This is a genomic window from Halovivax sp., assembly GCA_007119345.1.
Taxonomy (GTDB): domain Archaea; phylum Halobacteriota; class Halobacteria; order Halobacteriales; family Natrialbaceae; genus Halovivax.
Genome location: SKPV01000131.1, coordinates 1 through 18,405 on the forward strand (window position 1 = coordinate 1; position 18,405 = coordinate 18,405).

General features: G+C 70.1%; 20 protein-coding genes and 1 tRNA gene. 14 read left to right on the forward strand and 7 right to left on the reverse strand.

Going from position 1 to position 18,405, the window contains the following annotated elements; genetic code table 11:
* From QZT59_RS09005 to QZT59_RS09015, 3 genes are all read left to right on the forward strand, one after another.
* Positions 1-364, forward strand: a 364-nt coding sequence (locus tag QZT59_RS09005) for an EamA family transporter (protein ID WP_290814490.1), incomplete at its 5' end; no start/stop codon positions are given.
* Positions 365-467: 103 nt separating this feature from the next.
* On the forward strand, positions 468-1,580 hold the full coding sequence (locus tag QZT59_RS09010) for an alanine--glyoxylate aminotransferase family protein (RefSeq protein ID WP_290814493.1): 1,113 nt from the start codon (positions 468-470) through the stop codon (positions 1,578-1,580).
* A 160-nt stretch (positions 1,581-1,740) separates the two neighbouring features.
* Entirely contained in the window at positions 1,741-1,869 is a 129-nt protein-coding gene (locus QZT59_RS09015; RefSeq protein WP_290814496.1) for a hypothetical protein, read from the forward strand.
* Between the two features lie 83 nt (positions 1,870-1,952).
* On the opposite strand, the gene eif1A is transcribed toward QZT59_RS09015, so the two are convergent.
* Together eif1A and QZT59_RS09025 are read right to left on the reverse strand one after the other, a co-directional pair.
* The gene (eif1A, locus tag QZT59_RS09020) at positions 1,953-2,240 is read right to left on the reverse strand and encodes a translation initiation factor eIF-1A (protein WP_290814499.1); all 288 of its coding nucleotides are present in this window, start codon (positions 2,238-2,240) and stop codon (positions 1,953-1,955) included.
* Positions 2,241-2,412: 172 nt separating this feature from the next.
* Positions 2,413-3,123 carry a class I SAM-dependent methyltransferase gene (locus QZT59_RS09025; RefSeq protein WP_290814502.1) on the reverse strand — a complete coding sequence of 237 codons (711 nt, stop codon included), beginning with the start codon at positions 3,121-3,123 and terminating at the stop codon, positions 2,413-2,415.
* Positions 3,124-3,335: 212 nt separating this feature from the next.
* Between QZT59_RS09025 and QZT59_RS09030 the strand changes: the two genes are divergently transcribed.
* Positions 3,336-3,515 (forward strand): hypothetical protein, encoded by a 180-nt coding sequence (locus tag QZT59_RS09030; RefSeq protein ID WP_290814505.1) that lies wholly within the window; start codon positions 3,336-3,338, stop codon positions 3,513-3,515.
* A gap of 336 nt (positions 3,516-3,851) precedes the next feature.
* Positions 3,852-4,070, forward strand: a complete 219-nt coding sequence (locus tag QZT59_RS09035; protein ID WP_290814508.1) for a hypothetical protein — start codon at positions 3,852-3,854, stop codon at positions 4,068-4,070.
* A gap of 133 nt (positions 4,071-4,203) precedes the next feature.
* Here QZT59_RS09035 and QZT59_RS09040 read toward each other — a convergent pair whose 3' ends face one another.
* On the reverse strand, positions 4,204-6,177 hold the full coding sequence (locus tag QZT59_RS09040; RefSeq protein WP_290814510.1) for a DUF460 domain-containing protein: 1,974 nt from the start codon (positions 6,175-6,177) through the stop codon (positions 4,204-4,206).
* Positions 6,178-6,375: 198 nt separating this feature from the next.
* Between QZT59_RS09040 and QZT59_RS09045 the strand changes: the two genes are divergently transcribed.
* A complete protein-coding gene (locus QZT59_RS09045; RefSeq protein WP_290814513.1) occupies positions 6,376-6,648 on the forward strand; it encodes a hypothetical protein in 273 nt (90 codons plus the stop codon).
* Positions 6,649-7,104, forward strand: coding sequence for a type II toxin-antitoxin system VapC family toxin (locus QZT59_RS09050; protein ID WP_290814516.1), 456 nt, complete (start codon positions 6,649-6,651; stop codon positions 7,102-7,104).
* Between the two features lie 31 nt (positions 7,105-7,135).
* On the opposite strand, the gene rnz is transcribed toward QZT59_RS09050, so the two are convergent.
* A complete protein-coding gene (gene rnz, locus QZT59_RS09055; protein ID WP_290814519.1) occupies positions 7,136-8,071 on the reverse strand; it encodes a ribonuclease Z in 936 nt (311 codons plus the stop codon).
* 533 nt (positions 8,072-8,604) lie between these two features.
* On the opposite strand from rnz, the gene QZT59_RS09060 reads away from it, so the two are divergent.
* The 4 genes from QZT59_RS09060 (at position 8,605) to QZT59_RS09075 (ending at position 12,127) form a co-directional block, all read left to right on the forward strand.
* The gene (locus QZT59_RS09060; RefSeq protein WP_290814522.1) at positions 8,605-9,702 is read left to right on the forward strand and encodes a hypothetical protein; all 1,098 of its coding nucleotides are present in this window, start codon (positions 8,605-8,607) and stop codon (positions 9,700-9,702) included.
* A 160-nt stretch (positions 9,703-9,862) separates the two neighbouring features.
* Positions 9,863-10,867 carry an AAA family ATPase gene (locus tag QZT59_RS09065; RefSeq protein ID WP_290814525.1) on the forward strand — a complete coding sequence of 335 codons (1,005 nt, stop codon included), beginning with the start codon at positions 9,863-9,865 and terminating at the stop codon, positions 10,865-10,867.
* 160 nt (positions 10,868-11,027) lie between these two features.
* Entirely contained in the window at positions 11,028-11,522 is a 495-nt protein-coding gene (locus QZT59_RS09070) for a hypothetical protein (RefSeq protein WP_290814529.1), read from the forward strand.
* Positions 11,523-11,689: 167 nt separating this feature from the next.
* Complete coding sequence (locus QZT59_RS09075; RefSeq protein WP_290814532.1) at positions 11,690-12,127, forward strand: acyl-CoA thioesterase; 438 nt, start codon at positions 11,690-11,692, stop codon at positions 12,125-12,127.
* 28 nt (positions 12,128-12,155) lie between these two features.
* On the opposite strand, the gene QZT59_RS09080 is transcribed toward QZT59_RS09075, so the two are convergent.
* Both QZT59_RS09080 and QZT59_RS09085 read right to left on the reverse strand, forming a co-directional pair.
* Positions 12,156-12,377, reverse strand: a complete 222-nt coding sequence (locus QZT59_RS09080; protein WP_290814535.1) for a hypothetical protein — start codon at positions 12,375-12,377, stop codon at positions 12,156-12,158.
* 120 nt (positions 12,378-12,497) lie between these two features.
* Positions 12,498-13,595: a methyltransferase domain-containing protein gene (locus tag QZT59_RS09085; RefSeq protein WP_290814538.1), complete on the reverse strand. Its 1,098-nt coding sequence runs from the start codon at positions 13,593-13,595 to the stop codon at positions 12,498-12,500.
* A gap of 273 nt (positions 13,596-13,868) precedes the next feature.
* Here QZT59_RS09085 and QZT59_RS09090 point away from each other — a divergent pair, with 273 nt between their 5' ends.
* Both QZT59_RS09090 and QZT59_RS09095 read left to right on the forward strand, forming a co-directional pair.
* Entirely contained in the window at positions 13,869-14,429 is a 561-nt protein-coding gene (locus QZT59_RS09090; protein ID WP_005554970.1) for a TATA-box-binding protein, read from the forward strand.
* A gap of 269 nt (positions 14,430-14,698) precedes the next feature.
* Entirely contained in the window at positions 14,699-15,919 is a 1,221-nt protein-coding gene (locus tag QZT59_RS09095; protein ID WP_290814563.1) for a polysaccharide deacetylase family protein, read from the forward strand.
* Positions 15,920-16,102: 183 nt separating this feature from the next.
* Here QZT59_RS09095 and QZT59_RS09100 read toward each other — a convergent pair.
* Positions 16,103-16,173: transfer RNA gene (locus QZT59_RS09100), tRNA-Gly, on the reverse strand.
* Between the two features lie 440 nt (positions 16,174-16,613).
* On the opposite strand from QZT59_RS09100, the gene QZT59_RS09105 reads away from it, so the two are divergent.
* Positions 16,614-18,209, forward strand: coding sequence for a hypothetical protein (locus tag QZT59_RS09105; RefSeq protein ID WP_290814566.1), 1,596 nt, complete (start codon positions 16,614-16,616; stop codon positions 18,207-18,209).
* Positions 18,210-18,405: the final 196 nt, after the last annotated feature.

Sequence of the window (18,405 nt, forward strand, 5' to 3'; positions counted from 1 at the left end):
CGCGTACCTCGCCGTCGTCGCCACCGCCGGGGGATTCCTCGCATACTTCGTCCTCCTCGATCGGGTCGGCGCGACGGAGCTGAGCCTCGTGAACTACGCCGTGCCGCCGATCGCGGCGCTCGTCGGCTGGGCGGCCCTCGGCGAGGCGATCACGGTCGAGACGATCGTCGGCTTCGCGCTGATCCTGGTCGGCTTCGCGCTCTGCAAGCTCGACGCGCTCTGGCGTCACGTCGCGCCGACGGTCGGCTACGGGCCGACGCGGCCGACGCGCCGGGTCGACGAGATCGTCGTCGCCGGCAACCCGTACGTCCCGCGCTCCGGCGCGGAGCGGTCGGGATCCGGAGGCGCCGTGGCCGCCGACTGAGCGGTCGGTCCGACGGCGACCGCCGCCGAGTCGCCGTATTCTTGGCGCCATCACAAGTACCAAACCGTCTCGCGACGCAGTGAACCGTATTCAGGTGGTTCCCGTGACGAACAAACGCGAATACAGGGACGACTATCCCGACGAGACGCTGTACATTCCCGGCCCGACCGAAGTGCGCGAGGACGTGATCGAAGCGATGTGCGAGCCGATGTTCGGTCACCGGATGGACCGAATGACCGACCTCTACACGACGATCGTCGAGGACACCGCGGAGTTCCTCGGCACCGACAACCACGTCGTTGTCCTCACGGGGTCGGGGACCGGATTCATGGAGAGTTCGATCCTCAACCTCGTCGACGAGAACGTCCTCTGTACGACCTGCGGGAGCTTCAGCGAGCGCCAGGCCGACATCGCCGAGCGCCTCGGCAAGACGGTCGACACCCTGGCGTACGAGTGGGGCACCGCCGTCAAGCCCGAGGACGTCCGCGAGGCGCTCGAAGCGAGCGAAACGGACTACGACGTCGTCACCTGCGTGATGAACGAGAGTTCCACCGGCGTCCGAAATCCGATCGAGGAGATCGGCGACGTCGTCGCCGAGTACCCGGACACGTACTTCGTCGTCGACGCCGTCTCGGCGCTGGGCGGGGACTACGTCGACATCGACGCCCACGGCATCGACGTCATCTTCACCTCCGTCCAGAAGGCGTTCGCCATGCCGCCCGGCCTCGCCGTCTGCGTCGTGAGCGAGGACGCCTACGAGCGCGAGGTCGAGAAGGAGTCCGCGTCGTGGTACGGCGGGTTCCAGCGGACGATCGACTACTACGAGCGAAAGGGCCAGACCCACTCGACGCCGGCGATTCCGATCATGCTCGCCTACCGCAAACAGATGAAGTACATGCTGGAAGAGGGTCACGAGGCTCGCGACGAGCGACACCGCGAGATGGCCGAGTACACGCGCGAGTGGGCCCGCGAGCACTTCGAGATGTTCCCCGAGGAGGGCTACGAGTCCCGGACGGTGAGCTGCATCGAGAACGCCCGAGGGATCGACGTCGCCGAGACCATCGCCGCCGTCTCCGAGGAGTACGGCATGGTCTTCTCGAACGGCTACGGCTCGGCGCTCGGCGAGCGGACGTTCCGCATCGGCCACATGGGCGAACACGACGTCGAGAGCATCCGGGCGCTGACCGACGCGATCGAGGACGTGGCAGGGTTGTAGGTCCGGTCGGGAAACTCGCTGCGCGAGGCCCGACGAAATGGGCCCGATGAATAGACGGCTGTGGCGCTCGAATAGACGGTGAGCATCCTATCGGCGAGCGAGCGGTTCGAAGAATCCGAGGAGCGCGGTTCGAAGCCCCAAAGGGGCGAGAACCGCGGATATGCGAGCGGAGAGCGAAGCGAACCGCGAGCCAGCGAAGCCGTTCACCGCGAGCGCCATCGGCGCTCGCGGGCCGACGACTAACCTGGAACGAGCGAAGCGAGTGGAAGGGAAGGAGGAGCGCTTTTGATCGACCGTTTGCCGAGTGTCGGCGCGCCGTACGGCAGCGTCGCTGCCGTCGGCGCGACACGAACGCAGCGCAAAAGGTCGGTTCTACCGAATGTGGCCTTCCCGCCTGAGCTGGTCGGCCTCGTTCTTCTCGTAGCGCCAGGTGATGTCGGCCTTCTCGTCCTGCCAGTCCCAGGGGGAAACGAGGACGACGTCGTCCTCGCGGATCCAGATGCGCTTTTGCATCTTTCCCGGGATGCGGGCCGTTCGCTCCGTGCCGTCGGCGCAGCGGACTTCGACCCGGTTGGCGCCGAGCATGTTCGTGACCGTCGCGAACACTTCGTCGTCCTCGGGCATGCGGAGGTTCTTGCGACCACCCTCCTCGTCGCTCATGGCTTCCGGTTGGGGTCGGAGGCGTTTAACTGTTAACGGTCCGGCGGAACGATCTTTCCCGGAGGCCGTCACCTCCGCGGCCGATATCGGTTCGTCGCGCGGCCGGCATCGTTCGGGACGGTGACGACGGGTCACGACGGCGCCGACGGGTTCGCCGTCGAGCGGGCGTCCGTCACCGCTCGAGCCGGAACGCGAGGCCGTACATCCGACCGGTCTCGACGCCGTCGCCGAGGCGTTCGCGCCGTCGCGTCGCCTCCCCGCGGAGCGCCGCGGCGATCGGATCGTCGAGCCGGGCGGCGTTCTCCCGCGCGAGGTCGGCGTGTGCGTCGAGCAGGGCGGCCGTCCACGGCACGGGATCGAGCAGGTTCCGCTCGCGCTCGAACCGCCAGCCCTCGGCCTCGAAGAGACGGCGAAGGTGAGTCGACGGGTAGAACGTCAGCGCCGGCGCGGCGTCGGCCAGCTCCGCGGCGGCGTTCTCAGCGGCGAAGAGCGCGCGAACGCCGTCGTGGGGGATCGGGGCGTAGTCGTCGACGACGAGCCACGCGCCGGGCTCGGCGACGCGGGAGAATTCGGCGGCTATCGCCGCCGCGTCGGCCGGCGTCACGACGTTGAACAGCGCGTGCGCGGTGACGACCGAGACGCTATCGTCGGCGAGCGGCGTCGACCGCAGGTCGGCTCGCACCGCCGACGGCGGCCCGCCGTCGAACCGGTCACGAACCTCGGTCGCGTGGGACCGATCGTTCGTCACCGCGAGGACGTCGGCGGCGCCCGCTTCTCGCAGTGCTGCCGACATGTTTCCGGCTCCCGCGCCGGCCTCGAGACAGCGCGCACCCTCTACGGGCACGTCCTCGATGGCCGCCCGGACGGTGGACGGGACGTCCATACGGGGAGTCGACATTCGTGCCGAATGGCCGTTTCGGTTCGCGGCGGACCGGGATCGCCGCCGCTTCGAATTCGCGTCGATCGGGGCCGGCCGACGGACCGCCGCGGGAACGTCGACCCGAGAACCGTGCGCTTCCCCGGCCGTCGCGTTGCCCACTCGCCCACGACGGGGAAATCACCGCGTTTAATCGTCCCGGGCGAGCACCCCGGAGTATGTTTCGCAATCTCGGAACGAAGGGAATCGTCGGCGTCGTTCTTCTGCTGGCCGGCGTGGGACTGATCGCCTACGAGAGTCTGATCGTCGCGGCCGGGATCTCGATGGTCATCGCCGGACTCGGCCTGGTCGCCCAGGGGCTGGTCTCCGGGCTGCTAAGGTCCTTCGGGATGTTCTGAGTCGGCCGAACCGGCAGCGGTCGTGGCGGCGCCGACGACGGTCGATCGCTCACGCTCCGAACCGTCGGAACCGTCGCCGCGACCGTTTCGACCTCGGGGTTGGATTCCGGGAACACCGACGCGAGGGAGTACAGAACCGCCACGGTCGGGGCAGTCAGCGCCTCGCCGCACCGTCACCTTGCCCGGGGCGCCGCACCGTCACCTTACCCAGGGGGCCGGTCGTTAGCCTGCCCAGAGCGCCGGTTGTCAGCCTGCACGTGCCGCCGCACCGTTTTCCGGCACCGAGACGCAATTCGGCCCACGGAGTACGCCGTTCAGTACTCCGACCTGGTCCTCGTGGCGATCGTCGAGGCGCTTCTCGCCGGCGACGCGATCGGCTTCCTGACGCCGGTCGCCCACGGCGTGGCGCTCCCGGTCCTCGGGATGCTGGCGATCGGCGTCGTGGGCCACGCGCCGTTCGTCGACGGTCCGGTCGACGAGTTCGAGGACCTGACCGAGGAGGTCGAGCCCGAAGCGGTGCCGATGATGGCCGCCGCGGCCGGCCTCGCCGACTGACCCGGAGCCGCCGCGTTCGCGTCGGACGGTCGGAGGTTCGCGGGGACGAACGGCGCCGCTCCCGTTGCGCCGCACACGCGATGGAAGACGCGCGGCCGCCGGCCGGCGGTCGGCGATTCGGGCCGCGACCCAGTCAGGCCTCGTTGTCGCCCGCGCGGTGCTCGCTGATGAGTCGGTCGACCATCGAGGCCTTCCGTCGCTTTTTCCGCTCGCGGGCCCGCTCGCGCCAGTCGTCGATCGCTTCCTCGACGTCGGATTCGCGCGCGACGGCGAGCTCGTCGACCTCCTGCATCGCGACGTCGTCGGCGGGCGCGACGGGCACCTCGCGATCGAAGAGGACGGCGTCGGCGACGTCCGAGAGGCCCCCTCGCTTGAGGACGACCCGGGGCTCGAAGGAGGCGAGCAGCTCGGCGGTCGAGCGGCCGGCGCCGCTGGCGTCCCGGAGGAAGACGACGTCGCCGGAGGCGATGCCGTAGGCCTCGTCGGCCGTACGGATCGCGTCGCGGGTGAACTTCTCGACCACCTTCACGGGGACCAGCCCCTCCTTCTTCGCGGAGACGTCGCTGAAGTTCGAGTGGTCGAGCTTCCAGAGCGCCTTCATGCGCTCGACTTTCTTCTCGAGTTCGGCGACCTCCTCCCGGGCGGCGTCGCGCTCGCGCTCGAGCTGGTTCGCCAGCCGTTCCAGTCGAGATACCTCGCGATCCTTGCGGACCTCCCGGCGTTCCTCGCTGCGGGCGCTCCGGAGTTGCCCTTCGAGCTCTTCGATGCGATCGTCGCGCTCGCCGAGTCGTCCCTCGAGTCGGTCGACGTGCGACCGGAGGCGTTCGACCCGCCCCTCGAGCGAGCGGATCCGTTTCTCCTCGGGGGTGAGCTCGCGGGGCTCGTGCTCGACGGTCTCGTCGGCGGGTTCTTCGTCGTCGGTCAGGTCGGCGAGGACCGCCTCGACGCTCTCGTCGCCGGCGACGACGCGGGCGATGACCCGCCCGCGGTCGATCCCCTGGGGCACCTTCGCGGCGATGCGCTCGAACTGGTCGGCGTGGGCGTCCACGGCGAACAGCGCCGCGGCCAGGGCGTCGCGCTGGTGGTCGTCGTCGTAGGGGTGCTCGCGGGTCCGGTGTTGCTTCTCGTCGATCGGCAGGTCGCGCTCGGGCGTCCAGCCGGCGGCGTCGAAGCTGCGGCGGAACTTCTCGACCGTCTCCGGCATCGGCGTCACGTCGGCGGCGACGACCACCGGTCGCCCGCGCTCGACGATCCACTCGATCACGTCGCCGGCGTCGCTCGTCCGCGAGCTCCAGACGTCGTGGACCTCGCCGTCGAGGGAGACGATGGCGACCGCCGTGGTCGTCCCGGGGTCGATCCCGACGATCACGCGGTCCAGTCGCTTGGCCAGCGGGCGGAACTCGATGCCGTCCCGGCGCAGCCGTTCGATCTCGATCCGGACGTCGCCCGAGCGCTCCCGCGAGACGGGGATGTCGGCGGGACGGGCCTCGACCGTGAAAACGGCGTTGGCGAAGCCGCCGTAGGCCTCCCGGACCTCCCGCTCGTACTCCAGGTTCGCCTCCTCGAGCGCGGACTCGACGTCGCGAGCCCGATTCCTGACCGCCCCGTGGATCTTGCGGGTGTAGCGGTCCTCGCTCCAGCCGCCGCTTCCCGTCGAGCGTCCCCGAGAGACCTTGAGCTCGGTGGTGTCGGTGAACGCCGACACCTCCTGGCCGACGCTGTGGGCGGCCAGCCGAGCCGCGGCCTCGGCCTCCTGCATCGGGTCGCTCCCGTACGGGATCCCGTGGCGCTTCGCGACCCGCGAGAGGGTCTCGGGGCGCTCCGCGCCGGTCACCTGCACCAGCTTCGTCGCCGACGGCAGCGCTCCCAGAAAGTGAACGAGGGCGTCCTTGTCCTCGGCGAGCTCGTACATGTTGTCCGTGGCGACGATCGCCGGTTCCCGGTCGGCGATCAGCCGCCTGAGCTTTCGGTGGGAGACCACGTCCCGCTCGATCTCGTCGCCGTCCAGGATCACCAGCGCGTAGGACGGGGCGTCTCCGCGCACGTCGCCGCTCTGGACGTCGACGCCGAAGACGACCGCGTCGAGCGCACTCGTTCGCGTGCTCACGAGGGGCGTTAGGAACGAGCGGGCTATAAATCCGACGCGGGAACGGGTCGGCCCGGTCGCGATCTCGACGGCCAGGGGACAGTCGAACGGGCGGCACCCACGACGCGGTTCGCTCTCGTCGCCGCGGGGTCGCCGAGACCGCCGATCGACGGACGCCGGGGCCCAACAGGGGAACGTTGATGGTCTCGGCGCGTCGACATGGACATGGAGGTAAACATGGACATGGGACGATCCGACGAAACGGTCGTGCAGACCGCACTCTCCGCGGAGGAGTACGAGCGCTTTCGAGCGGTCGCCGAGCGCGAAGGGAAGACGCTCAAGGAGGCGCTGAACGAGGCGGCGAGGGAGTACGTCGGTGCCAGGGATCGACCGGATCCGGACGATCCCTTTTTTGACTACGAGCCGCCAGCGGTCGACACCGAGCGGGTGACGGCGACGAAAACCGACGACTACCTCTACGGTGGCGAGTGAATGCCGTCTTCCCGGTTCGAGCCCGAGACGGACGGACCGACGCCACTATTTCTCGACACGAGCGGTCTCTTCGCGTACTTCCACCCGCGAGCGGACGAACACGAGCGAACGCGGGAGTTCTTCCAGGACGTCCTGATGGGATCGACGCCCTACAGACCGCTGTACACCCACACGTACGTCGTCGACGAACTCGTGACGCTGCTCCAGTCGAAGGCGACGCCGTCGCTCGCCCGCGAGGCGTTCGAACGGATCGTCCGGTCCGACGCGATCGAACTCCTGTACGAGACGGAATCTCGGTTCGACGCCGTCGGGGAGGGGCTCACGACGTACGACGATCACGAAATCTCGTTCACCGACCACATGATCGCCGTCACGATGCGAGAGCGGAACGTGGACCACGTGCTCGCGTACGACGGCGACTTCGCGACGCTCGGAATGACGGCGATTCCGCGGTAGCGACGGGACGCATCATTCCGCGGTAGCGACGTTACGCGTCCCGGAACGGAATCTCGACCTCGTCGCCGTCGTCCGGAACGAAGACGCGATCCGCCTCGCCCGCGAACGTCTCGCGAGCCTCGGCTTCGTGGGCCGACGGATCGCCGGCGTACCGCGAGGAGAGGTGGACGAGCGCCAGCCGGCGGGCGTCGGCGCGGTTGGCGATCTCGGCGGCCTGGCGGGCGGTCGAGTGGGCGGTCTCGGCGGCCCGGTCGGCCCGGTCGTCGGCGAAGGTGGCGTCGTGGATCAACAGGTCGGGTTCGTCGGCGACCGCGACGGTTTCGGCGGTCGGCCGGGTGTCGCCGGTGTAGACGACGCTCCGGCCGGGACGGGGCTCGCCGACGACCTCCTCGGGGCGGACGACGGTTCCGTCATCGAGTTCGACGGGGTTGCCCTCGTGGAGCCGGGAGAACTTGGGGCCGACCGGGACGCCGAGCTCCTCGGCGCGCTCGCGGTCGAAGCGACCCTTCCGCTCGTCCTCGACGAGGGCGTAGCCCACCGAGCTGGTGTCGTGGTCGGTCCGGAAGGTCCGCACCTCGTACTCGTCGGCGCTGTGGGCCACCTCGCCCGGGCGGACCTCGACCACGTCGACATTGAAGCTGAGGCGGGCGTCGAGCGCGAACGCGAGCGAGCGGACCCGCCGGCGCGCGCCGGGCGGGACGTGGATCGTCAGCGGCCGCTCGCGGTCGTTGAACGCCATCGTCTGGAGGAGCCCGGGGATCCCGAGCACGTGGTCGCCGTGGTCGTGCGTGACGAACAGGTGGGAGACGTCGAAGCCGGTGGCGAAGCGCATCATCTGGCGCTGGGTGCCCTCGGCGGCGTCGAACAGCAGCGAGTCGCCCTCGCGGGCGACGAAGACGCCGCTCGGGTTCCGCTCGACCGTCGGCACCGCCCCGCTCGTTCCCAGGAAGGTCACGCGCAGCGACATCGAGCGGAGGTGAGGGAGGGACGGCTAAACCCCCTTCGAAGTCGGGGGACGGCACCTCCCGGCTATCGGTCGGTCGGCGGTTGCGATCCGCGTCGCCCGCGAGGTCGCCGAACGTCGCGGCGACCCTTCGACGATCGGATCGGCGCAGGCGCGGCGCTCGTCCCAGACCTTCCTGATGACGATCCCCTCGTCTGCGAGGCGGTTGGCGAGGAATTCATCGCTCGCGTATCCGTCGATCGACCTCGCGATCGTAGCGCGCGTCGACCGGTCGACTTCGCGGTCGTGGCGCACGCCGGCGCGGACTCGTCGATCGCGTCGGCGACCGCCTCCCGGAGGTCCGCGTCGGCGCCGTCGCCGATCTCGATTCCCTCCTCGCGGACGCCGTCGAAGCTGACGGCGACCGACCGCGGATCGACCGACTCGGCAGCCGGCCGCGCACCTTCGCCTCCCGATCGACGCGCGACGACGGCCGTTAGGAAAGGCGAAGTCAAGTACGTCGAGCACGTACGGCGAGACAGTACCCGCTTTCGCCCATGTCCACCAACGGTTCGTTCGGTCGGCTCAAGCTCATCGCGGCCCTCCTGATCGCGATCGGGATCGTCGTCGGCGCCGGCGTGGTCGTCGGCCAGGCGCCGGCCATCTTCGGCGCCGACGTCGCCGACGACCCGGAGGCGTCGATCGCGTTCGAAGACCAGGAACGGGACGGTTCGAGCGTCGAGGTCGACGCCGTCTCGCTCTCGGACGGCGGCTTCGTCGTCGTGACCGACGAGCGCGACCAGGTGATCGCCGTCTCGGAGCACCTCGAGGCCGGCGCGCACGAGAACCTCACGGTCGAGCCCGGCGACGACGAGGACGCGGAGCTGCTGGGCCGGCTCACCGCGACGGTCTACCAGGACCGGACCGAGGACGGCGAGTTCCGGCCCGACCCCGACGACGAGGACGAAGCGGGCGATCGACCGTACGTCGTCGACGGCTACCCCGTCGCGGAGACGGCGGCGGTGACGACCGGCGACCGCACCGACGACGCGCCCGCCGACTCGTTCGTCGTCGGCGACCTCGAGGGGCCGACGGAGGCCACGACGACCCAGACCGCCGAGTTCGTCGCCGTGGTCTCCAATCCGACCGACGCCGAGCTCCGCCAGCACGTCGAGTTCCGGATCGACGGCGGGCTCTACGAGCGACAGGTCTTCACGCTGCAGACCGACGAGAGCCGCGAGGTCTCGTTCGAGGTCGACGTCGCGGACGTCGGCGAGGGCAACTACACCTACGGCGTCTACACGGCCGAGGACGGCACGCACGGGGAGCTCGAGGTCGAGTACGACGGGCCGCCGTCGCTCTCCGTGACCGACGCGAACGAATCCAGCGTCAGCGTCGACGTCGGCCTCCCCGACGGCGGCTTCGTCGCCGTCGAGGACGAGGACGGGGCGGTCGCGGGGACGAGCGACGAGCTCGACGCCGGCGTCCACGAGAACCTGACCGTCGAGATCGCGGACGTGGCCGACGACGAGAACGTCACCGCGGTCGCCTACGAGGGCGATCCGGACGACGTCGAGGGCGCGAGCGCCTACGAGGACGAGGACGGCGAGCGCATCGCGGAGTCGATCGACCTCGCCGGCGAACGCGAGGAGTGAGCGCCGATCCGCGGGCGGGCGGCGGCCGACCGTTCCGATCGGCGACGTGACCGCCCGTCCCGCTCGCGAGGTCGGTTCGATCGGCGCCGCGGGCGTCGGTTCGATCGCCGCCACGGGCAACCGACCGATTCTTTACCGGCCCGCGCCCTATCCGCAGTCGATGGACGCCCCGCTCTGGACCGAGGAGTACGCCCCGGCGCTGTCGGAGCTTCCCCAGGACGACGCCCGCGAGTACCTGGAGCGGGCCGTCGACGAACCGCTGAACCTGATCCTCCAGGGACCGCCGGGGGCCGGCAAGACCGCCGCTGCGCGCGCGCTCGCTCGAGAGGCCCACGACCAGCCGGACGCCGACCTCATCGAGATCAACGTCGCGGACTTCTTCGGTCGGACGAAGACCGAGATCAAGAACGATCCCCGGTTCGAGGGCTTCCTCGTCGGTCGATCCAGCATGTCCAAGCGGGACATGATCAACCGCGTGCTGAAGGAGTCGGCGAGCTACGCGCCGGTCACGGGCGCGTACAAGACGATCGTCCTCGACAACGCCGAGGCGGTCAGGGAGGACTTCCAGCAGGCGCTGCGTCGGATCATGGAACAGCACCACCGGACCACGCAGTTCGTGATCACGACCCGCCAGCCGACGAAGCTGATCCCGCCGATCCGCTCGCGCTGTTTCCCGGTGACGATGCGCGCGCCGACGAGCGAGGAGACCGTCGCCGTCCTCGAGCGGATCGTCGAGGCCGAGGGCGTCGACTACGACGACGACGGCCTCGAGTTCGTCGCGGGTTACGCCGGCGGCGACCTCCGGGAGGCGATCCTGGCCGCCCAGACGACGGCGCTGGACGCCGACGAGATCACGATGAGCGCCGCCTACGAGGTCCTTGGCGAGGTGGGTCTGGACGACGAGGTGACGTCGATGCTCGACGACGCCGAGGCCGGCGAGTTCACGGACGCCCGCAAGACGCTCGACGACCTGCTCGTCGACGAGGGCCTCGACGGCGACGAGGTGCTCGGCGCGATCCTCGAGGCGGGGCGCAAGCGCTACCAGGGAGCGGAACTGGCGCGCCTCCACCGCCTCGCCGCCGACGTCGAGTTCGAGATGCACGAGGGGACGAGCGACCGGATCCACGTCTCGCACCTGCTCGCGGAGCTGGGGCGGGAGGCGTGACCGTGCGTCGAACGACGAGCCAACGACGGCCGGGACGATCGGAGGATCGACGATGGCCGGGACGATCGGAGGATCGACGACGGCCGGGACGATCGGAGGATCGACGATGACCGGCACGATCGGAGGATCGACGATGACCGGCACGTACAGGTGACTGACGGTGACCGGCACGAACGAGAAACCGACGGTGACCGGCACGAACGCGACGGAGGGAGATGCGGCGACCGACGACCGGACGGAGAACGCGGACGCCGACGCGCCCGAGGTCGACGGGGAGCGAGCCTCGATATCGGGTCGCGGCCCCTGGTTCGACCGCCTCTCGGCGGCCGTCGCCGTCGCGGGCTATCTGGTGCTGGCGACCAACGAGGCGCCCGTCGTCGCGGACGTCCCGGTGCTCGATCTCGTCGTCGGCTCGCTCGCCGTCGGGCTGCTCGCCGCGCTGGCGCTCTTCCGGCTGGTCGGCCCCTTCGTGCTCGAGGGGCTCTGGATCGGGCTGGTCACGGCGATCTTCCTCTGGATCGTGGCCCTGGCGGTACTCTTCGTCGCCGGCGCGACCGGGAGCGAGTACGTCTGGACGGCGTCGCTCGCGAGCGCGGTCTTCGGGCTCGGGGTGACGGTCCGCGCGACGCGGGCGCGACTGGCCCGCCGGCCGTGAGGTCTCGTCGGTCGGACCGAGCGCCGGTCGTGAGGTCTCGTCGGTCGGACCGAGCGCCGGCCGTGGAGATCGCCAGACGTAACTGATAACCCGTGCGGGGGATCGACCCGGTCGGACGACGGCTTCTCGGGCGGAGAATTAACGGCGTTCCCTGCGAAGGGCCCGTCATGGTCAGCCTCCTCGAGACGCGCATTCGCAATCGGTTTCGCGTCCAGCCCCACCACGCCAACAACCACCAGACGCTCCACGGCGGCAACCTGATGAAGTGGCTCGACGAGATCGGCGCCATGTCGGCGATGCGCTTCGCCGGCGAGACCTGCGTCACCGCCCGGGTGAACGAGCTGGACTTCGAGCGAGCGATCCAGATCGGCGACACGGCGCTCGTCGAGGCCTACGTCTACGACGCGGGGCGGACGAGCGTCCGGGTCGCGCTGCGAGCCTGGCGCGAGGAACCCCGGACCGGCGAGACCGAAAAGACCACCGAGTCGTCGTTCACGTTCGTCGCCGTCGGCGAGGACGGGAAGCCGGTCCCGGTTCCCGAGCTCGCGGTCGAGAGCGAGGAGGGCGAGCGGCTGCGCGAGCGGGCGCTCTCGACGAGGGCGTGACACCGCCCGTTTTCGCCCCGCTACGCCGTCACTCCAGTCCGTAGTCGGCCAGCGAGTGGTAGTGCTTCCAGGCGGCCACGACCTCGTCGACCGCGAACTCGAGCGTCCCGTCGGCCAGTTCGAGCGTGACGAGCTCGTCGCCGATCTCCGCGTCGTGGCGGTGCAGTTCCAGGGGCTGGTCGAACTCGGTGACGGTCACCATCAGTTCGCCGTACTCGTCGAGTTTCGCACGGAGCGTTTCCGGGTGCATTGCGTTCTGTCGATCGGGACCGTCAGCCGATAATGCCGGTCGACGATTCTCAGTCGCTGGGTGCGACGGCGCGCTCTTCGGCCGTCGCGATCGGCTCGTGTTTCCGGACGGCCGCCCAGCTCACGCGAGCACCAGCACGTACCGCGTCAGCGATCGGTGGACGCGCCGCTCGACGGAAGCCTCGATGGTCCAGCCCGCGGCGCGCGCACGGCCCGCCCAGGAGCGGTCGGCGACGATGACGGCGCGGTCGGCCACCCGACGGGACTCCGCGAGCGCGCCGGCGACGAGGTCTTCCAGATCGTGGGTCTCGATCTTCGACTGGCGGCCGTAGGGCGCGTCGAAGACGACGCCGTCGACGGCGCCGTCGGCGAGCGGGAGCGCCGTCGCGTCCGCGCGAACGACGTCGAACGACCCGGGTGTCGCGGGGCCGGGGCGTTCCGCGACGCGCTCCGGCGGGCCGCCCTCGCCGCCGAGGAAGTGCACGAGGTTCTCGCGCGCGCCGCGGACCATCTTCGACTGGGCGTCGGTGCCGACGACGTCCGCGCCGACGAGCCCGGCCTCGACGAGGACGCCGCCGGTGCCGCACATCGGGTCGAGGACGGTCGCCCCCGGTCGCGCGCCGGCGACGTTCGCGACGGCGCGCGCGAGCAGCGGGTCCATGCTCCCGGGCTGGAAGAACGGCTTCGCCGTCGGCTTGCGGTCGCCGAAGTCGCGAACGCTCTCGGCGACCTGCCAGCCCAGCGCGCAGACCGACGAGCGATCGACGGGACCGTCCGCCGTCGGCTCGTCCGAGGGGTCGAGCACCGCGGCGGCGTCGGCCGCCACCTCGCCCGCCCCGAAGGCGGCGCGCAGGACGTGGTCGGGCTCGTCGAGGTCCACCTCGAAGCCGCGGTCGACGAGCACCTGCCCGAGGACGCGCTCGGCGCGCGCGGTGTCGACGCCCGTCGACCCCTTGACGTCCGTCACGCGCACGGCGACGGTTCCCGCTCGATCGATCGACGCCGCGTTCAGCAGCGCCCGCGCGCTCTCGAGGTCGGCGTCGGTGCGCCCGAGCAGTTCGCTGGCACGGCGAGTGTACGCGAGCCCGCGAACGCGCTCGGGCGAGATCGTCCCCGCCGTCGCGACCCCCGGCGCGAGGAGCGTCACGGCGGTCGCGGCGCTACGGGCCTCCAGGGCCGCGAAGGCGTCGTCCTCGCCCCCGAGTTCGAGGAAGTACACGGGGGACAGTGGCCCGTCCCGGGCAATGAGCGTACCGTTTCACGAGACGGGCGACCGTCGTGCGGTGGCCTCGTTCTGCCGGCGTCACGCCGCTCCCGGGCCGGAGACGGCGGCCCCCGTCGACCCTCGAACCCCGCGTTCGTCGACCCTCGAACCCCGCGTTCGTCGGCGCGAGCGCGCGTCTGACACCCGTCGGACACAGTCAAGATACCGGACAAATCAGGCGGCGGTACCAACCTTTATAAAGGTTAAATACGTCTTTTTAAGCGACTGATGACGGACCCGAAGGATACCATCAACATCGAAAACGTGGTGGCGTCGACCGGAATCGGACAGGAACTCGACCTCCAGAGCGTCGCGATGGACCTCGAGGGGGCCGACTACGACCCCGAGCAGTTCCCCGGTCTCGTCTACCGTACCCAGAATCCCAAATCCGCCGCGCTCATCTTCCGCTCCGGGAAGATCGTCTGCACCGGCGCGAAGAGCACCGACGACGTCCACGAGAGCCTGCGCATCGTCTTCGACAAGCTGCGCGAGCTCCAGATCCAGGTCAACGAGGACCCCGAGATCGTCGTCCAGAACATCGTCACCTCGGCCGACCTCGGTCGCAACCTCAACCTGAACGCGATCGCGATCGGGCTGGGCTTGGAGAACATCGAGTACGAGCCCGAGCAGTTCCCGGGGCTCGTCTACCGCCTCGACGAACCGGAGGTCGTCGCGCTGCTGTTCGGCTCCGGCAAGCTCGTCATCACCGGCGGCAAGAAGCCGAAGGACGCAGAGCACGCGGTCGACAAGATCGTCTCCCGGCTCGAGGATCTCGGCCTGCTGGAGTGAGCGGCCGCGGTCGCACCGACTCGGCCTCCCGGCCTCTTCGGTCGGAATGAGCCCGCTTCGTCGGTCTCCCGACTGCTCCGGTCGCCGGCGCTCCGCCTCACCGGTGCGTGACGGGCGAGGATCCGAGCGAGTGCCCTCGTCAGCCGTTTCTCCGCGCCGATCTCGCCGACGCCACTCCCGGCTCCCGATACGACGCGCACCGTCGGTCGGCGCTCGGGACGGTCACCGAGCGCATAACGATAGGTTCGGGGTCCCGAGTGACGCGTAACATGCGCCGGCGGACGTACCTCGCGACGGCGACGGTCGCGACCCTCGGAACGGCGGGCTGTCTCGCGCGCGATACCGGCGACGACGAGTCCGACGGCTCCGGGGAGGACGAACCCGAGCCCGGCGAGGAGCCGCCCGCGGACGCCGACACGTGGGACGACTTCGACGCCCTCGACGACTGGGAGGCGAGCATGGGCTCGCTCTCCGGCGACGACGAGCGCACCGTCACCGGTTCGCAGGCGGCTCACGTCGAAGTGAACGAGGTCGGCACCGACGGTCGAATCGTCCGGTCGCTCGACCCGCCGCTCGACTGCTCCGGGGTCGTCCCCGGGATGGCGGTGGCGTCGGAACACGCGACCGTCGTCGTGATCCAGCTGCTGGACGCCGACGGCGAGTCGATCGAGTTCCGCCAGCGGACGGCGCCCGAGCACCCGTTCGTCCGACGGAACTTCGGCTTCTGGCGGATGGCCGGCGGCGTCGACCTCGAGCGGATCGTCGAGATCCGCGTCAGTTTCTGGGTCGACGAGGACCACGCCGGCGAGCTGTGGGTCGACGACTTCTTCTTCGTCCACCGTCCCGAGCGCGGAGCGGTGCTCGTCCAGTTCGACGGCGGCTACGAGGAGGACTACACGCGAGCGCTGCCGATCCTCGAGCGACGGGAGCTGCCGGCGACGACGTTCGTCGCGACCGACCGCGTCCGCGAGAGCCTGGACGAGGACGGCGACCGCCTGACGGAGGACCAGCTGGGCGAGCTCGCCGACGCCGGCTGGACCGTCGGCAGTCACGGGGCCCGCGGGTTGCAGCTGCCCAGTCTCGAGGCCGACGAGCGGGCGTCGGACGTCGCCGAGGCGGCCGACTGGCTCGACGAGCGCGACTACGACCCCCGGTACCTTTCGTTCCCGGGCGGCAGGTTCGACGAGGAGAGCTACGAGGCCGTCGGCGAGCACCACGACCTCGCGTTCGCCGGCGACTTTCCCGCGTCCGGCCACGTCGCCAACCCGCACCTCTGTCCCCGCGTTCACGATCCGGATCCGCAGGAGGCGCGCGACCTGCTCGAGGTGACGGCCGAGGTCGGCGCGATTACGTCGGTCGTCTTCCACCGGGTCGGCGGGGATACCGCGGCGTCGGTGGAGGCCCTCGCCACCGAGCTCCGTCGCTACGTCGACGAGGGCGAGCTCGAAGCCATCTCGCCCGCGACGCTGGCCGAGGAGTACGTCCACTGACGCGGTCTCGACGGTCCGGTCGCGTCCGGGAGAACCTCCCAGAAACGCGCCGTCCGGGAGTCGACCCCGATGGCGAGACGGTCCGGACCGGGACCTCGCTCCGCTCGCCCGGTCCGGGCCGGGACTCGCGTGTTTCGACTCCCACGACCACAGCCGCGGCTCGCGGATTACTCGCCGCGCCAGTGCGCCGACCGGGAGTCGAACCCGGGCTATGAGCTTGGGAAGCTCATGTCCTACCACTAGACCACCGGCGCGCTTCGTCACTGCGTTCCTCGCGCCCCGCGGATCGCAAATCCGTCGGATTTGCTCACCACCGGCGCACGCTCACTTCGTTCGCGCGCCCCGAGCCTCACCTCGCTTCGCTCGGTGAGACACCGGCGCACGCTTCGTCACCGCGTTCCTCGCGCCCCGCGGATCGCGGTTCCGTACGGAACCGCTCACCACCGGCGCACGCTCGCTTCGGTCGCGCGCCCCGAGCCTCACCTCGCTTCGCTCGGTGAGACACCGGCGCACGCTTCGGATGGTACTGAGTCGGGGACGGCACTTGAACGTAGCGCTTCGATCGAATTCGCGGGACTGACGACGGCCTCCGGCGCGGAGAAACGTCCACGAACACGTGAGAGTCCGGCCGAGTGAGTTATTATCTACCCATTAATTGCGAAAAATATTGTATCTCGATTCCCTCCGTGCTCGTATGAGACGCAGAGAGTACATCGCCGGCGTCGGTGCCGCCGGCATCGGAGGACTCGCCGCGGGCGCGGGAGCGTCGCGACGTCCCGACGCGATCGAGCGCCGCGCGCCCGACGACGAGGTCTCCGTCGCGCCCGGGACGACCGTGCTCTTCGAGGCGGCCGTCCCTGAGGACGTCGAGCCGACGGCCGTCGAGTGGGAGGTTCCCGAGGAGCTCGGCGGCGGACCGCTGATGGGCGATCTCCAGTACGCGACGGGCGACGCCACCTTCTCGGCGACGTTCGAGGAGCTCGGCGCGTACGAGATCGCCGCCGATCACGACGGGGAGACCGTCGGCTGGACGGTGACCGTCGACGAGGGCGGGGCCCCGGCGCCGTCGGTCGACTCGCTGTCGACCGACCCCGGACCCGACGCGACCGTCGGGGTGAACGACGGAATCGTCGTGAGCGCCGACGTCGCCGACGCCGAGGAGCGCCTCGACCGCGTGATCTGGGTCGAGGGGCGCAACTACACCGTCGTCGAGATTGCGGACGTCGAGGGCGAGCGGGACGCCTCGACCCTCGAACTGGACGAGACGCCCCACTGGATCGACTTCGGGTATCCGACGGTGGCCCACGCCGTGACCGCGGACGGCCGGCTCAGCGAGGCGGCCTCGGCCGACGGCCCGACGGTCCGCCAGCCCTTCGACGTGACCATCGTCGACACCAACGCGCCCGTGGAGGCCGGCGACCGCCTCGAGGTCGAGGTTCACCTCGAGAACGTCGGCGACATGATGATGGTCGGTCCGAACGAGCAGGACATCTCGCTGGTCGTGGGCGACGAGGTCGTCGACGCCGAGTCCGTCGCGCTCGACTGGGCGGACGAGACGACGATCACGCTCGGCTACGAGACCTATCCCGTCGAGCAGGACGTCGAGTTCGCGGTTCGGGCCGAGGGCGCGGACGACGCCGACGAGACGACCGTCGCGGTCCACGCCGCCGACGGGACCGGCGACGTGGGCGTCTCGATCACGGGGACGAACGATCCGGTGAGCGCGGGAAACCGCCTCGAGGTGACGGCGGCCGTCGCGAACGATAGCGGGCGCGACGTCGAGGAGGACCTCGAACTCGTGGTCGGCGACGAGGTCGTCGACACGGCGACCGTCTCGGTCGCCGCGGGAGGGACGGCCACGACGACGCTCGGCTACCGGACCTACGAGGTCGAACGGGACGTCGAGTTCGTCGTCACCGTCTCCGGATCGGCCGACGAGGATTCCGTAGGGGTCGCGGTCCACGCCGACGACGGCGACCCGGGTGACGGCGAGGGCGCACTGAACGTCTCGATCGCGGGGACCAACGCGCCGGTCGACGGCGGCGAGTACCTCGAGGTGCGAACGAGCGTCGGCAACAACGGTCCCGGCTCGGCGTCGGGGCAGATCCGCCTGCTCGTCGGCGGCGACGAAGTCGACTCACAGCACCTGGAGCTCCCGGCCGAGGCCACCGAGACCATCGCGCTCGGATACGAGACCTACCCGGTTGCGACTGACGTGACGGTGGACCTCGTGGTCGCCAGTCCGGACGATTCGGCGTCGACGACGGCCCGCGTTCACGGGACGGACTGAGTGGGACCCGAATCGGTTGGCCCGGCCGGTCCCTGACCCGTCCGACCTCTCGTCCTATCGATCCCTGACCCGGCCGACCTTTCGTCCTATCGATCCCTGACCCGGCCGACCTTTCGTCCTATCGATCCCTGACCCGGCCGACCTTTCGTCCTATCGATCCCTGACCCGGCCGACCTTTCGTCCTATCGATCCCTGA